General features: G+C 54.0%; 11 protein-coding genes. 9 read left to right on the top strand and 2 right to left on the bottom strand.

Features of this window, described 5'->3' with window-relative positions:
- Nucleotides 1–140 precede the first annotated feature (140 nt).
- Together L2731_RS04565 and L2731_RS04560 are read left to right on the top strand one after the other, a co-directional pair.
- Nucleotides 141–1103, top strand: a complete 963-nt coding sequence (locus L2731_RS04565) for an ABC transporter substrate-binding protein (RefSeq protein WP_249252052.1) — start codon at nt 141–143, stop codon at nt 1101–1103.
- 280 nt (nt 1104–1383) lie between these two features.
- Nucleotides 1384–2712, top strand: a complete 1329-nt coding sequence (locus L2731_RS04560; protein WP_249252050.1) for a GGDEF domain-containing protein — start codon at nt 1384–1386, stop codon at nt 2710–2712.
- Between the two features lies 1 nt (nt 2713).
- On the opposite strand, the gene msrQ is transcribed toward L2731_RS04560, so the two are convergent.
- Nucleotides 2714–3331 (bottom strand): protein-methionine-sulfoxide reductase heme-binding subunit MsrQ, encoded by a 618-nt coding sequence (gene msrQ / locus L2731_RS04555; RefSeq protein WP_239850677.1) that lies wholly within the window; start codon nt 3329–3331, stop codon nt 2714–2716.
- A 40-nt stretch (nt 3332–3371) separates the two neighbouring features.
- Entirely contained in the window at nt 3372–4397 is a 1026-nt protein-coding gene (gene msrP, locus L2731_RS04550; RefSeq protein ID WP_249252048.1) for a protein-methionine-sulfoxide reductase catalytic subunit MsrP, read from the bottom strand.
- Nucleotides 4398–4578: 181 nt separating this feature from the next.
- On the opposite strand from msrP, the gene rmuC reads away from it, so the two are divergent.
- The 7 genes from rmuC (at nt 4579) to recC (ending at nt 17006) form a co-directional block, all read left to right on the top strand.
- Nucleotides 4579–6054: a DNA recombination protein RmuC gene (gene rmuC / locus L2731_RS04545; RefSeq protein ID WP_249252046.1), complete on the top strand. Its 1476-nt coding sequence runs from the start codon at nt 4579–4581 to the stop codon at nt 6052–6054.
- Nucleotides 6055–6415: 361 nt separating this feature from the next.
- Nucleotides 6416–8353 (top strand): transglycosylase SLT domain-containing protein, encoded by a 1938-nt coding sequence (locus L2731_RS04540; protein ID WP_249252045.1) that lies wholly within the window; start codon nt 6416–6418, stop codon nt 8351–8353.
- 148 nt (nt 8354–8501) lie between these two features.
- The gene (locus tag L2731_RS04535) at nt 8502–9191 is read left to right on the top strand and encodes an EAL domain-containing protein (protein WP_249252044.1); all 690 of its coding nucleotides are present in this window, start codon (nt 8502–8504) and stop codon (nt 9189–9191) included.
- Between the two features lie 121 nt (nt 9192–9312).
- On the top strand, nt 9313–10224 hold the full coding sequence (locus L2731_RS04530; RefSeq protein WP_249252043.1) for an AAA family ATPase: 912 nt from the start codon (nt 9313–9315) through the stop codon (nt 10222–10224).
- Between the two features lie 18 nt (nt 10225–10242).
- Nucleotides 10243–11232, top strand: coding sequence for a DUF58 domain-containing protein (locus tag L2731_RS04525; RefSeq protein WP_249252042.1), 990 nt, complete (start codon nt 10243–10245; stop codon nt 11230–11232).
- Complete coding sequence (locus tag L2731_RS04520) at nt 11222–13252, top strand: transglutaminase TgpA family protein (protein WP_249252041.1); 2031 nt, start codon at nt 11222–11224, stop codon at nt 13250–13252. The genes L2731_RS04525 and L2731_RS04520 overlap by 11 nt, the downstream gene beginning before the upstream one ends.
- A 226-nt stretch (nt 13253–13478) precedes the next feature.
- Complete coding sequence (gene recC, locus L2731_RS04515; RefSeq protein WP_249252040.1) at nt 13479–17006, top strand: exodeoxyribonuclease V subunit gamma; 3528 nt, start codon at nt 13479–13481, stop codon at nt 17004–17006.
- The last annotated feature ends 1 nt before the right edge of the window (nt 17007 follow it).

Raw genomic sequence — 17007 nt, 5'->3', positions numbered from 1 at the left:
TTTAGTGGAATAAACAGGGGGTAAAAGCAAGATATAATACCTATTGGTGAATTATTCACCGCTGTCGGTCAATAACAACTAAACTAAAGTGTCAGTACTTTTTGTAGGGGTAATCTTTTACGATGAAAGCTAAGGGAATTATGCTTCTGGTATTGGCCTTGACAGGCCTCTTATCGGTCAGTTGGTGGGGAGGCAAGGCGCCCGCCATCGAGCCCCCCATTAAGTTAAAGATTGCCACCTCTACCACTCCCTTAAGCGCGCCCCTGATCATCGCCAGAGAGCTGGAACTCTTCAAACCCTACAACCTGGATATCGAGCTTATCCCCCTGCGAGGAGGCCACCTCTGCTTTCAGGCGATGATACAGGGCGTTGCCGATATCGCCACCAGCTCTGAATCAGTGATCATGTTTAATGGCTTCGAGCGCAGCGATTTTCGCCTATTGGCCAGTTTCGTCGAATCGGACAACGACCTGAAACTCCTCACCCTCAACGACAAGCAGCCCAGAAGCATGACTCAGTTAAATGGTAAGAAAATCGGCATGGTCAAGGCCAGCGCCAGCGAGTTCTTTGCCGATGCATTTATGATCATCCGCGGCCACCAGCAGCAGAATTTTCACAAGGTTTTCATGTCCCCCCAGGCGTTAGGGCCAGCACTGCTGGCCGGTGACGTAGATGCCATCTCGATTTGGGAACCCTTCGGCTACAAGTTGATTGAGGAGCATGGCGATGCTATCTATCAATATCCGGGCAAAGGGATCTACAACCTCTCCTTCAATCTAGTGACCTCGGCCGTCAACGCCAAACTACATCAACAACAACACGCCAATATACTTCGGGCGTTAAAGAGCGCACAAAACTTTATTAATCAACATCCTGAAAATGCCAAACAGATCATTAGTGACTACCTGAATATTTCACAGCCAGAGCTGGAGTGGGCGTGGAATGATTATGTATTTCGGCTATCTTTAAATAACTCACTGATCTCAAATTTACATGCTCAGGCACGCTGGGCGATCGCCAGCGGCACGGTTGATGCGCAAGTGCCTCCGGATTTTAGGCTGCTCCTGGATGATTCAGCACTCAAGCAGGCGCTCGATTACTAGGGTCTGTTGACCTTTCCTGTTTGTTTCTGCAGCATTTTGTAGGTTATTTATACAAGACAGAGTCCGTATAGTGTAGTTATTCTACATGAGCGGGCGATAACGCCGTAGAAATGGCCTACAAAAGCTGCCCGAAGGGTTCATCTAAACGCGCCTTGCCCTTTGTTGCCTGCTATTTACATAGAATAACTATGCCGCACAGCATGCGCCTTGAGCAAAACGCGTTTAGATCGAACAAAAATTAAACCTGAAAGATAAACAGACCCTAGGACGTTAACAGCAAATGATGATCAATACTCGCTTGAAGTTGCTGCTTTTTATCAGTCTGTTCCTGACGACCACCATATTACTGACCTTTGCCGGCCTGAAACACATACAGCAGGATAACCTACGGCAACTGTCCAGCATCATGGAACTGGAAAGCAACATAGATATACTCAGGAGTCGGCTTTGGGCCTTGCAGGAGTTTCAAGACCCGGAAGTATTGATCCAGACGCTCAATGCCCATCAAGAGCTTAAACAAAAACTTGCCAAGGCCCAGTTTCTCGCGCCATCTACTAAGATATTGACCACCAATCTAAATCGTCAGGCGGATAGCCTCGCGGCGCTGCTCGAACTCACCCAGCAGCATCTGAGTTCGACTCCTCAGCGTGGCATCACTTCTGCTCGCGGCATGTTAACCACCCGATTCAACATCACGATACAGTCCATGAGTGAAGATCTCACCAGTCTGCAGCGCCAGGTGATCGACAGCTTAGCCGAGCAGCAATCACAGATCCTCTCCTCGACTATCTTGTTCCTGCTGGCGGGCTCCATCATCTCACTGCTGTTTACCATCTCGACCCTCAAGGCCTTCAGAGAGAGCCTGCATCCGATGAAACAGGGGATCAAACGACTCAGCCAGGGCGATCTAGACGGCAATATTAAAGTTGTTCATCACAACGAGCTCGCCATACTCGCGCAGAAGTTTAACGCCATGACCCAGAAGCTCAAAGAGACCACCATACGCAAAGAGGCGCTACAGAGCGAAGTTCAATCGCAGACCAAACAGCTCAAGCGTCAGACCCAGAAACTAAAATATGTCGCGGAACACGACGACTTGACCGGCCTCTACTCCCGCAGCGCTTTCGAGCGGCAGATAGACACGGCCATCGCCCGCTGCCAGCGCACTCAGATGCACGCCGCCATGTTATTCATCGATCTGGATAAATTTAAACAGGTTAACGACAGCCTGGGCCATGATAACGGCGACAAGGTACTCTCGACAGCGGCGAGGCGAATACAGAGCGCCGTGCGCAGCTCCGATATCTGCGGTCGCCTGGGAGGCGATGAGTTCGTGGTCTGGCTCGAGCCCATCAACGACATCGCCGAAGTCTCGATAGTGATAGACAAGATCATTGCTCAGGTCTCGCCCCCTATCGTCTGTGGTCGCACCTCGGTATCACTCACCGTCAGCATAGGCGTTGCCATGTATCCGGGCGATGAGCTAACCCGCCTGAACCTCATCAAAATTGCCGACGACAACATGTATCAAGCCAAAAAGATCAGTGGTAACAGCCACCGCTTTAGCGACACTATTGCCCAGCAGGTGGAAAAGAGTGAGGTTGATTAACCTAGCTCGTCCTCAGTGAAAAGCGCCGCTGCAACTGCTTAAAGTTAACTCTGATCAATAATAAAAAGATCAAGCCAATCAGATAAAGGCTCGGCTCGATCACCTCAGATTTAACTGACCAATAAAAATGGATCGGTGCCAGTAAAGCCACCAGATAGACCCAGTTATGTAACTGTTGCCAGCGCCGTCCCATGGCACGTCTGACCCTGGCAAACGAGGTGATCGCCAGCAGCAACAAGATGAGATAGGCCGTCGCGCCCACCATAATATAGGGACGTTTAACGATCTCACTTAGCAGCAGTTGCCAGGCAAAAAGCAGGTCGAGGCTCAAGAAAGCCAAGATGTGTAAGCTGGCATAGGCAAACACATACAAGCCCACTAAGCGGCGGGTTTGCATCAAGAGCCCGAGCTTAAAATACTTTGCCACCGGCGAGATGAGTAGCACGGCGATCAGGGAATTGATCGCCCCCATTCCGGTATAGTGAATGATGTACTGAACCGGATCGCCCCCAAGCTGTTCGGTTAGCACTCGCCACACCAACACTCCGAGGGGAACTAGAGCGATAAGGTGAAACACTAGCTTGAGCGGCAACAGATGCCTGGCTTGCAATCGAAACAAAGACTTCTCCTCTTTATGGCTCGCTTGTATTCAAATAAATCTAATAGTACTGACGCAGATCCATTCCCTTGTAGAGGTGGGCCACCTGCTCGCCATAGCCGTTAAAGGGTAAGGTCGCGATGCGCTGCGCCGAGAAGATCCCGCCCTCACCTATGCGCCGCTCTGTTGCCTGGGACCACCTAGGGTGATCCACCTTAGGGTTCACATTGGCATAGAAACCATATTCGTGGGGTGCCAGTTGGTTCCAGCTAGTGGGTGGCTGCTTGTCCATTACGCGGATCCTGACCACAGACTTGATGCTCTTGAAGCCATACTTCCAAGGTACCACCAAACGGATTGGCGCACCGTTTTGCGGCGGCAGCGTCTTGCCGTAGAGTCCAACGGCCATGAAGGCCAGTTCATTGGTAGCCTCATCCAGTCTTAGCCCTTCCACATAGGGATAATGAATACCACCTCCCATCAGTCGGCTCTTCTGTCCCGGCATCTGGTCGGGGTCGAACAGGGTCTCAAAGGCCACATGGGTCGCACCCGCCTTGACCCCGGCCTTAGCCAGCAGCGCCTTCAGTGGAAAGCCCACCCAAGGGATCACCATAGACCAGGCCTCGACACAGCGAAGGCGATAGATGCGCTCCTCCTGTGGCAGCAACTTGGTCAAGTCGTCCAGATCCAGTGTGAGCGGCTTGTCTACCATGCCCTCGACCCGCAGCACCCAGGGATCCACCTTGAAGCCTTGGGCATTCTCGACAGGATCTGTCTTGCTGGTACCAAACTCGTAGTAGTTATTGTGGGTGGTCACCTTCTTTTCAGGCGTTAAGATCTCCTGCTGACCAAACGCATCGTTACGACTAAATGCCAGCGGATGGGTCACAAAGGGAGCATGGGGCTCAGACTTTCCGAACAGGTCAAACAGTCCCGCCTGTACCTGTCCGGGAATGCTGGCACCCAGCGCACCCAGACCGAGTGCCTTGACGATATTGCGTCTATCGTTAAATACCGCCTCTGGCGTGACATGTGCACTCTTCTCCTGCCAAGCTTTTCTTCCCGTTCCTATGATGCCCTTCGCCATATCTGCTACCACCTTATGTACGTCGCTTTTCAGCCCATGCTTAATTAGATAGTCAAAACCCTTAAAAAATTTCACCTAAATAATATTTAACGAACAAGTGTTCGTCATTTGCCCTATCCCCCCTTGAACCTGCATTGGCCTCATGAGAGGCTTAACGCCAAGCTTATAACGGGTATCGACTATGTTGACACAACTTCCTCTATCTCTCCCACAAATCATCGTCTTAGCCGCGGTGGCCATGTTAGCACTGCTGATCGGTGCCCTACTCAACCAGCGCCTCACCCGCAGCAAATGGCAGAGGGTAAGAGAGGAGCTAATCCAGGAACACGGCACCGCCATCGCGCTGCTGGAAGCATCGCTGGAAGAGAAGCGCAGCGACATTGCCCAGCTCAACCAGAAGCTTGAACATCAGATTAATCTGCTCGGCATGAGCCGGGCACAGGCCCAGCGCGCCGACGATCTCGAGCAGCAACTCCAGCAGAGCCAGCGCAAACAGATGGAGACCCAACTGGCCCTGTCCAAGTCCAACGCCATTCAGCAGACGCTGACGGTCAAGTTTGAGACCGAGCAAAAGGCGCTGGAAGACAAGATTAAACACCTGCACGAATCAGAGTCGCGCCTGACCCAGCAGTTCGAGAATCTCGCCAACAAAATTTTTGATGCTAAGGCGCAGCGTTTACAACATGAGAGCGAACAACAGCTCTCTAATGTGCTTTCTCCATTTAAACAGCAGCTTGAAGGTTTTAGAAAGCAGGTTCAGGAATCTTATACTGTCGAGCAGAATGAGCGCAGCGCCCTGAAGCATCAACTGGAGTCACTCAAGGCGTTAAACCTGCAAATGAGTCAGGACGCCATCAACCTCACCAAGGCGCTCAAGGGCGATAACAAGCAGCAAGGTAACTGGGGCGAAGTGATTCTCGAGCGTGTGCTACAAGAGAGCGGCCTGAGAGAGGGCCACGAATATGAGACCCAGCAGGATCTCAAACACGACAATGGTAAACGCTTCAAGCCAGATGTGATCGTTCATCTGCCGGAAAACAAAGATGTGGTGATCGACGCCAAGATGTCCCTGGTGGCCTACGAGCGTTATTTCAACAGCGATGATGACAGCGTCAAGGCGGCCGCCATCAAGGAGCATTGCCTATCGATCCGCAATCACATCAAGGGCCTCAGTCAAAAGGATTACCAGGCGCTTCACGGCTTAACAAGCCTGGATTATGTGCTAATGTTTATTCCATTGGAGCCCGCGTTCCTGTTGGCGCTCGAGCATGAACCTAGCCTGATCAACTATGCGCTGGAAAACAACATCATGCTGGTCAGCCCGACTAACTTGCTGGTGGCACTGCGAACCATTAACAACATCTGGCGCTATGAATATCAGAACCAGAATGCCCAGCTCATCGCCAAGCAGGCGGGCAAAATTTACGACAAGCTATGTGGTTACCTCGAGGACATGGAGAAGATAGGTCGCGCGGTGGAATCGCTGGACAGACACTATCAGGCGGCCATGGGTAAGCTAAGCACAGGTAAAGGGAACTTGATCCGCCAGGCCCATCAGATGCAACAAATGGGTGTCACGACCAATAAGCAGTTGGATAGTCAGTTACTCGATCAGGCGCTCAGCGATCATATGGAGCATGACATAAAACTGAATTGATCAACCGTTACACTAGGGCCTGTTGATCTTTGCCGTTTGTTTTTGCAGCAGTTTGAAGGTGATTTATACAAGGCAGAGCCTGTGTCGTGTAGTCTTCTACACAAATTGGCGATAACGCCGTAGAAATGGCCTACAAACGCTGCCCAACGGGTTCATCTAAACGCGCGCTGTTAGAAATCGTTCCAGACGATTTCTTTGTTGTTCGCCATTCACATAGAGTAACTATGCTTCATGGCTCTCGCATCGCGCAAAACGCGTTTAGATTGAACAAAAATTAAACTTGAAAGATCAACAGGCCCTAGCAAATACAGATGCGTCACAGAGCGAATCGAGCAAAGCAGTAGACAAGGATAGGAAGACAATGCCAAAGCGGTTAGGCACACTTTTTCAGGCTAAACGTTATCTCCTCATAGGCTTAGGTGCGCTCATCCCCATGACGCTGTCGGCGGCTAGCCTAACCCAGAACCAGCAGCGCTACCTTGACGCCAGAGAGGCCCTGGATAATGGCAAACTGGAACGCTATCAGACCCTGAGAGCCCAGCTCAATGGCTACCCGCTCATTCCCTATCTCGACTACCACGCGGAAATAGACAACATACTCGCTGCGCCAGGCAGCGAGGCACGTAAGGCGATGGCGCGATTCGATGGCACACCGCTCTATAACAGTGCTCGCCATCGCTATCTGGAAAGCGCCGGTAAAACAAAGCGTTGGCAAGATTTTCTCGCCATCAGCCCTGAGGTGCCCCGCAGCATCAGCCTACAATGCTATTACTACCGTGCCCAACTAAGCCAAGGCGACAAGGCCATGGCCTTCGATGGTGCCAAGAAGCTCTGGCTCCACGGACATTCGCGCCCCAAGGAATGCGATCCTCTGTTTACCGCCTGGGAGAAAGCCGGACACCGCAGTCAATCGCTGCTCTGGTCGCGCATGCTAATGGCTTTCAACGGAAGCGAATATAGTCTGCTCAAATATCTGGCCAGTAAGGTGACGGCTCATCAGAAAGAGGCCAAGCAGCTCCTTGCCGTGTATCAAGACCCCCGCACCCTGAGGCACACCAAACGCTTTAAGGTGAAGGCCGCCATCTATGGCGATATCGTCGATGCGGGTCTTAGGCGCCTGGCCCGAAAAGATCTCATCAAGGCGGTCAGCCTGTTTCAAAAATATGAGAAGGCCCACAGATTCAGCGACTATCAAGCACAAAAACTGGCGCGCTACCTGATGAAACGCGCCTTAATAGCCCAGGAGACAGAGCTCAAAGCCTTCGTCGATAACCGCCTGCCTAAGACAGACAGCGACGATCTAAAGACGCTACGCCTGCGCTGGGCGATAAGAGAAGCCGACAATAAGAGCCTGGACAAATACCTGCCGCTGTTGAGTGAATCCAAACGCCAGAAAGCCCGCTGGCAGTATTGGATAGCGAGGCGCCAGATGGAGACAGGTACTAAGGTGGCCGATACAGCCCTGCCCGCCCTGAGTAAACAGCGAAACTTCTATGGCTTTACTGCCGCCGATCTAGTTTCGACCACCATCAACTTGGCACAGATCGACACTCAGCCCGACGACAAGCTAACTCCCCTGCTCGCTCAGGATCCTGGGCTTGCCCGGGTTGAGGAGCTGCTGGCGCTGGATAAAAAAATTGATGCCCGCGCCGAATGGGTATTGCTACTTGGGCGCCACCCGCAGCAGAAACAGGCGCAGTATGCCCTGCTGGCGAGCCGCAACAAGTGGCACGACCTAACAGTACAGGCCAGCATACAGGGACAGCTGTGGAACGACATGACGCTGCGCTTTCCCTATGCCGCCGAAGAGGCCTTCAAGGCAGCGAGCAAAAACGCCAGGGTCGATATCGATGAGATCCGCGCCATCGCCCGCAGAGAATCTGCCTTTTATCCCTACGCCACCTCAGGCGTGGGTGCCCGCGGCCTGATGCAGTTGATGCCAGCCACGGCAAAAGAGACGGCACGCAAACATGGCATCAAGTACCGCGGCAGCAAGAGTCTTTATGATGTCTCGCTCAATACCGGCCTTGGCAGCCGTTACTATAAGTCGCTGCTCGACAGATTCGATGGTAACCGAGTGCTGGCCACCGCCGCCTATAATGCCGGGCCCCACAGGGTCACGCGCTGGCTAGAACGCAGCCAGGGCAAGCTGGATGTCTTTGCCTTTATCGAGTCTATTCCCTTTACCGAGACCCGCGAATATGTGCAGGCGGTACTGAGTTATCGCGTCATCTATCAGGCGAAGCAACAGAAACCTGTCGCACTGTTTTCGTCAAAGGAACTCGCCTTCAAATACTAAGGTTTGTCGCCAATGCTTCGGCATTGGCGATAAAATCAGCAAGTCTTCACGACTTATCAAGGGAAACATAGACACACTCCAACAAATGTGAATAATTATCATTTGCATTAATTTCCTAAGTGAAGCCATGAAGCTTAGCCAACTCACTATGGGCTGCGAATATCAGCCGTTCATCGCTCTCAACAGCGGACAGATCACAGGCTTTGAGGCGCTTGCGCGATTCTTTACTCCAAAGGGACAACCAACACCTCCAAATAAGGTTTTTGAGCGCCTCCATGACACACCAAACCTGCTTGGTCGAGTCGAATATGCCGCCAAGCATTTACAACTTAACCTAGCTCCAAGAAACAAAGCCTTGTTTCTGAACCTAGATCCTCACGGATTATCAACCGCACTGACCACAGATTTGATAAAGCAGATCCATCGACGCCCAAACACCACTGTAGAGCTTATCGAAAATACCTGTGCCAGCGATGCCAGACAGGCACTCACCCTTGCCACCCGGCTAAGGGCCGCAGGCATTAAGATTGCGCTTGATGATATCGGCGCCCCTCATTCCATGCTCTCTTTGACTTTAACCACTCAGGTTGACTGTCTCAAATTTGATAAATGTTGGCTCAAGCAACTTCATCTTCCCCACACCCAAGAACTACTAAAAGCCTTGATCAGCTTTGCCCGCTATTCAGGTAAACTCACTATACTCGAGGGGATCGAAACCCGTGATGAACTCGCCATAGCCCAAGACTTCCAGTTCGATTGGGTACAAGGTTTTCTTTATCGAGACTCCTTCATCCAGGCAGAGATCAAACTGCCGCTTGCAGGATTACTCGAAACATAAACTATTGTTTAGTCCCCGAAGAACGACCAAAATAAGGTAGCCAATCACAGGCTTCTGCCTCATAGTTAAAGGCCATCATCAGGATTATTTTAACTACCGAGTGCTCGCAATAAGGAGTTCCATGTCTCATTCAAGCATCACGGCGATCTTAAACCAGCTGCAACATGTGTTGCTGGGCAAGCCCCATCAGATCAAGCTGGCCCTTACCTGTATCCTCGCCAAGGGACACCTGCTGATCGAAGATCTGCCCGGCATGGGCAAGACCAGCCTCTCCCAGGGGATGGCCCAAAGCCTGGGGCTAAGCCATCAACGCATCCAATTTACCAGCGACATGCTGCCGGCGGATATTCTCGGCGTCTCTATCTTCGATAAGGAACAATCCCAATTTGTGTTCCATCCTGGCCCCATCTTTAAACAGATGATCCTGGCCGATGAGATCAACCGTGCCAGTCCCAAGACCCAGAGTGCGCTGCTGGAAGCCATGGCAGAGCAGCAGATTTCGGTCGATGGCGTGACCCATGCCCTGCCGAGTCCCTTCTTCGTCATCGCCACCCAAAACCCCAGCGAGCAGTCGGGTACCTTTCCCCTGCCGGAATCCCAGCTCGACCGTTTCATGATGCGGATCTCCATCGGCTATCCTGACGAGACCGCCGAAATGGCCATGCTAAAGGGAGAAGATATCTCGCCCCAGTTACAGCACCTGCCCGCCTGTGTCGATCCCCTCACCCTCATTGAGCTGCAATCTCAGGTGAGTAAGGTCAAGGCCTCCGAGGCGCTGCTCAACTATATCCTGGCGCTGGTGAAGGGCTCACGCCAGCTCAACGAAGGCTACGGGCTATCCCCCAGGGCAAGCAAGGCGCTACTCAGTGCCGCCAAGGCCTGGGCCTTCATTCAGGGACGTAATTATCTGGTTCCCGACGATGTACAGGCGGTATTTGCCGCCGTGGCCGAGCACAGGCTAAGGCATACCAGCCAGCAACAGGGCGAAGCCCTCTCTCAGCGTCTGCTCGCGAGCACTAACCCCATCTTATAAGCCCATATGATATAAGCCATGGCGAATACTAAGGTAAAGCAAAACCGACTCAGCCAATGGTGGCAGGCCTGGATCGCCAGACGCCTTCCCGCCAGCAATAAGGTGACCCTGGCCCACCGAAGCATCTTTATCCTGCCCACGGGTTTTGGCCTCTTCTGGCTGCTGTTCGTGGTCTTGCTGTTTCTCTTTGGCACCAACTACCAGAATAATTTGGTGATCGGACTCTCTATCTTACTGCTCAGCCTCTTCAACACCTGCATCATCTACAGCTATCGCAACCTGGCGGGCATGACACTCGAGGCCAAGACTGGACCCGAAGCCTACGCGGGCGAGACCCTGCTCTATGGCGTCATCCTCCATGCCAAGCAGGTGCAGCATCAGGTGGAGCTTAGCTATGAAAAACAGCGAGTACAGACCCTAAACCGAATCGACGACAAGCCCCAGGAGGCCTTGCTCCCCCTGAGTAACAAGCGGCGAGGATGGGTAGCACCCGGCCGCCTCAGGGTAGAGAGCCGCTATCCGCTAGGACTGTGCCGCGCCTGGTCCCATGTGGATCTCGACAACACTCAGATAGCGTTTGCACAGCCTAAACCGGGCCAGTATGAACTCAGCGCCGAACAGCAAGGCGATGATCATCATGCAAAAGAGAGGGGCAAGAGCGTCGTCGGCGTCGAGGAGTTTCACGGCCTAAAACCCTTCGTCACCGGTGAATCACTCAATCAGATCGCCTGGAAGCAGTTGGCACAGGGACGCGGCATGCTCACCAAAGAGTTTGAGCAGCCCCAGAGCGCGCCCCAATGGTTAACCTTAGACACTAATGCGCCTTTAGAGGAGCAAGTGAGCCTGCTGACCTGGGCGGCAGATAGGCTCTCGGCCAAGGGACAGATCTTTGGCCTAAAGGTGCCGGGTAAGACACTGATGCCTGGCAGCGGCGAGCAACATAGACACTTGGTGCTCAGCACCCTCGCCGTCTATCCTGACCATCTGGAGGCCAGCCATGGCCGATAGCAAGAGTGAGAACATAGGGCGTCAGAGCCTGCTCTGGTTGCTGCTGGTCAACCTCAGCGTATTGGCCCCCCTGTACGATAAGATGACGCCCTGGAGCATGGCGATTTGCGCCATCTGCCTGTTGTGGCGGGTGGGGATCTTTGTCGGTAAGGTGGCTAAGCCCCCCAGATACCTGGTGACCACACTAGCGATCGCCTCCGCCGTCACCCTGGCCTTAGTCACGGCGCAGATAGGCCTGTTAAACGGCTTGATCAACCTGCTGATCTTGGGTTACGCCCTCAAATATATCGAGATGCGCGACAGGCGTGACGTCCGCGCCGTGGTGCTGGTGGGCTTTTTCCTGATCGCCGTTACCCTCATCGAGAGACAGAGCCTCTGGTTCACCCTGCAACTGACACTGGTCGCCACCATCAACATCTGCGTATTGGTCAGCCTCTATCTAAACGCTAGTTCGATTCGGCGGACCGCCAAGCTAGGGGCCAAGCTCATGCTGCAGAGCCTGCCTCTGGCCATCGTCCTGTTTATGGTGCTGCCCAGATTGCCACCGCTCTGGCTGGTGCCCAACCCCAAGAATGCCACCACGGGACTGAGTGACGAGCTCTCCTTCGGCGATATCGGCAAGCTGACCCGCTCAAGCGCCCTGGCCTATCGCGTCACCTTCGACAATCGCCGCCCGGCGAACAGTCAGCTCTATTGGCGCGCCCTAGTGCTGGATCACTACGACGGCAAGACCTGGACCCAAGACCCGCAGATTAAGACGCTACAACGACAACGAGTCATGACCAATGCTCGCCCCAATCCCGAAGGTACGCCGATAAACTACGAGGTGATCGCCGAGCCGAGTTACCAAAACTGGCTGTTTGGTCTGGACCTCGCCTACACCAATACCCGAGATATTCTTGAGCTACCCGATGGCCGTCTGTATGCCAAGGCCCCCCTGAGTCAGAAGTATCAATATCGGGTCAGCTCCTATCCAGAGGCGAAACTCGATCGCCGACTCTCGCCTGAACTCAGGCAGCGTAATCTTCAACTCCCTAAGGAGTCAAATCCAAGGTCACGGGCGCTGGGGCTTAAGCTGAAACACGAGTATCCCGCGCCCGAGTCGCGCCTTAACGCCATCATGACACTCTTTAATCAGGCGCCATTTTTCTACACCCTGGAACCGCCTCGGGTCGGCCCACAGCAGATAGATGACTTTCTGTTTGAGAACCGCGCCGGATTCTGCGCCCACTATGCCAGTGCCATGGTATTCCTCGCCCGACAATCAGGCCTGCCCGCGCGCATGGTAACGGGTTATCAGGGCGGCGAGTGGAACCAGTCTGGCGGTTACCTCAGCGTCTATCAGTATATGGCCCACGCCTGGGTCGAGGTCTGGCTCGAAGGTAAGGGCTGGACCCGCTTCGATCCCACAGCCATGATCGCCCCCGAACGGGTCGAGGCGGGATTCGATGCGCTGTTCTCACCCGAACAGAGCTATCTTATCAATAACCCCTTCAGCAGCCTGAGGCTGCGCCAGTATCCTCTGCTCAATAATTTAAGGATGTCCCTAGCCAGCATAGATTACTACTGGAGCAAGTGGGTGCTGGGTTTCGACGAAGACAGGCAAACGCAATTGCTCAAAGAGATCCTGGGTGAGATCAACGCTACCAAGGTAGCCATCTTTGTCATCGCCTCCTTCAGTGTTATCGCCCTCTTTATCGCCTACAGTGTCGGCCTGCTGCGCTTTAGCCGCCATCCAGACCCGGTAGTCGCCGGGTTCGAGCAGATCTGTACCATGCTAGCCAAACGCGGGCTGCCGCGCGCGCAAGGCGAATCTGTGGATGCTTATCAGGATCGGGTGCTGACCGCGGCGCCAGCGCTCAGCGAGCCCATGACACGCTACACCACAAGTTACATGACACTGAAATATCGCGCCCCCTCACCAAGAGCCAGCAAACAGCTCAAGCGTCAGCTAAAACAGGACCTACGCCGGCTGCGCATTGCCATCCTGAAACTTAAGGGCCCGTTAGAGACCAGTTAATGACTAAGACTAGCAAGGCTTAACCTGCACAAGGAAAACCAAGGGTTCTAAATACTTGCTTAGACAATCATGATCCCAGTTCTCGCAAAGCCATTGAAAATGTGTGAAAAATAAGCATAAACTGAGCGAGGCTATCGAATTACACCGATATCGCACGGCGAGGATTGGCCGGATAACCCAGATGCCCTAGAATAGCCACACAACAACGAAATGGATAAGTGATCTCATGCTGTATTTGGTGCAATCGAATCGAATAGAGGCTTTGGCGCAGCTGCTCGCCAACGAACTGCAGACGCCCCCGGCGGGTCAGTCACCACTGAGCAATGAACAGATCTTAGTCCAGAGTCCCGGCATGTCTACCTGGCTGAGGCTCGCCATCGCCGAGCAAAACAGCGTCGCCGCCGCATTGGAATTCCCCCTGCCGTCTAGCTTCATCTGGCAACTGTGTCATCAGCTGCTGCCCGATGTGCCCAAGGAAAACGCCTTCACCAAACCGGCCATGACCTGGAAGCTGATGGAACTGCTGCCAGGCCTCTTGTCTCAGGAGGTCTTCGCTCCCTTAGCTCACTACCTCAAGGACGATGCCATACTTGAGGACAGCGCGGCGCCGCACTCACTAAAACTGTTTCAGCTCTGCAGTCAGATAGCCGATATCTTCGACCAATATCTGGTCTATCGCCCGGACTGGATCTTGGCCTGGGAACAGGGCGAAGATCGCCTGCCGCCTAAGGAGCGTCCACTGGATGGGTCGCAGCAATGGCAGAGCGTGCTGTGGCGGGCCTTGATCCACTACAATCATCACACTTTGAACCAGAGTCGTTATCACAGGGCCAACCTGCACCAGGCGCTGTTTGATGCCCTCAGCAATCCCCAGTGCGATCTTAGCAAGCTACCGACACGCCTGTTTGTCTTTGGGATCTCCTCCATGGCGCCGCAGACACTTGAGGTGCTCTACTTCCTCGCCAAACGTATCGATGTGGTGATGCTCAATCTCAGTCCCTGCCAACATTATTGGGGCGATATCGTCGATCCTAAGCTCAGGGCGCGCATGGCGCTGCAATATGGCGGCAAGCAGCAATTGTCTATCGACTGGGAGAGTAAACTCGAGGTGGGTAATCCACTGCTGGCTAACAACGGCAAGATGGGCCGTGAGCTGTTAGATCTTATTCTCGAGCTGCCGGAAAATGACACTAACTTCAATTTCGAATGCTACCAAGACCCTGGTAGCCACACTGTGCTACAAGGGGTTCAGCAAGATATCCTCGAGCTGAGCACCCGGGGCCAGACCTTAGGGCCGGACGCCGAGCTCTATCTCACCACCCAGGGGCGACGAATACTGGCGAGTGACGATGATTCCCTGACACTGAGAAGCTGCCACAGTCCGCTAAGAGAGCTGGAGACGCTGCACGATCACCTGCTGGAGCGCTTGTCGCGATCAGACGGTCTCGCCCCCAAGGATATCGTGGTGATGATGCCAGATGTCGCCGCCTACGCCCCCTACATAGATGCGGTGTTTGCCTCAAAACGCGGCGATCATTTTATCCCCTACGCCATAGCCGATCGCGGCGCGGCCCAGGAATCGCCGCTCATCAACAGTTTCCTGCACCTGCTTGGTCTCAACAAGAGCCGCTTCGCCCTGACCGACGTTCTAGGCATACTCGAAGTGCCCGCCGTGATGCGCCGCTTCGAGTTGAACGATGACGACCTCCAGCTTATTCGCCGCTGGCTGGAACAGGCAGGCGTACGCTGGGGCCGGGATGAGCAGAGTCGTCAGGCCCAGCAGCTGCCGGCCTTTGAGCATAACTCCTGGGCCTTTGGCATCAAGCGACTGATCTTAGGCTATAGCTTTAGCGATGAAGCCCCCATCTACCATGACAGCCTGGCACTGCCCGGTGTCGAAGGACAATCCGCCCAGGCCTTGGGTAAGCTGCTCAACTTTATCGAGGCGATCGACGAATTTAATCGGGAGCTCGATTCACATTGCCCCCTCGGCGTGCGTATCACTCAGCTGCAAAACCTGGTAGAGACCTTCTACGACTGCATTGAGGAGGAGCTAAATCAGAAGCAGGAGTTGTTACAGGCGATCATGCGACTGAGTGAGGAACTGACTGCAACTGACTACCAGAGCGAACTCGAACTCGAGGTGATGCAAAATTGGTTTACCCGCCACCTCACCGAATCACGGGTGGGGCAGCGTTATCTGGCGGGTAGCGTCAACTTCTGTACCCTGATGCCGATGCGATCCATCCCCTTCAAGGTGGTCTGCCTATTAGGCATGAATGATGGTGTCTACCCCAGGGTACAACACCCCGTGGGCTTCGACTTGGTGGCGCAAGAGGGGCCGCGCAAGGGCGACCGCTCCCGCCGACTCGACGACAGATACCTGTTCCTCGAGGCGCTGCTCTCGGCCAGAGAGCAGCTCTACATCAGCTATATCGGCCATAGCGAGCGGGATAACAGCGAGCGCATCCCCTCTATGCTGGTCTCTGAGCTTATCGAATACTGCCAGTTCTGCTACCTGCCGGCGTCCTGTGCAGACATGCTCAATGGAGACACAGACACGGCGGATATCGCCCAAATCGAACGGGCCATTTTAGCGCAGCTTATCGTCACTATGCCGCTACAGCCCTTCGACGAGCGCCTCTATTTGGCGCAAGAAGCGCCTCCGGAAGGTAATCACCAGGCTCAGCAACTGCGCCAGAGCTATAGCGAGCAGTGGTGCCCAACCACTCATGCTGAGGAAGCGAGTGAAGCAGACGGCGCCCCCCATACTCAGCCCGGCCAGTTTATCACTGAGCCACTGAGCCTCATCGCCGACGAAGACAAGGACGAGCCGCTGGAGCTCTCGGCACTGATCCGCTTCTTCCGCAATCCGGCGCAGTACTTTTTCAATCGCACCCTCAAGCTGGACCTTAGCCTCAGCATACAGATGGATGAAAATGATGAGCCCTTCGCCCTCAATGCCCTGTCTCGCTATCAGTTGCAATCGCTGCTGATTGAAGATGCGGTCAAATCGGGCGAGGAGCGGCCATCGGATAACCTGCTCAAGCGCCTGAGGCTCTCGGGTCAGCTACCGCTTGCCCCCTTCGACGATATTCTACTCAACCAATATCTGCACGATATTCGCGCCTTAGTGGGGCGTACCCTCTATCTACAGGGGGAGAGCAGTCATACTCAGGATATCGACCTGACGCTGAGTGATAGCGCCGCCACGAACCTGGTGGGCAGAATAGACGGCATCAGTGCCAAGGGGCTGGTTAACTACCGTCCGGGCACGGCGAACGCGCGAGATCTTATTCGCGTCTACTTACGTCACCTCTGCCTCAACGCGGCAGCTGATAAGGGGCAAGCCACTCCTTGGCAGCGCCACAGCTACCTGTTAGATATCGGCCATTTCCATGGCTTTGCGCCGATAACACCCGAGCAGGCGCTCAATCAGCTATCGCGCTGGGCCGAGCATTACCATCAGGGTCAGTGCGAGCCCCTGCCCTTCATGCCTAGGACCGCCTTAGCCTATGTAGAGGCCGAGGGAGAGCATAGAGAGAAGCTAATCGCCGCCCAGCCACAATGGCTGGATGAGCAGTCTAACCTAGGCGAAGGCCAGGAGGCCCACTACCAGAGGCTGTTTACTTTCCCCGACGACTTTAGCGAGGCAGGCTTTGGCACCATTGCCACCTCCCTGCTATCTCCCATGCTGAGTCTCTATCACAAGGCGCCGCTAAGCGAACTGGCCGATTTCGTGGAGGGCCAATAAG

The sequence above is a fragment of the Shewanella aquimarina genome (assembly GCF_023349185.1).
GTDB classification, from domain to species: domain Bacteria; phylum Pseudomonadota; class Gammaproteobacteria; order Enterobacterales; family Shewanellaceae; genus Shewanella; species Shewanella aquimarina.
Note: the sequence above shows the minus strand (reverse complement) of the source record. Positions and strands in the feature narration are given on the sequence as shown.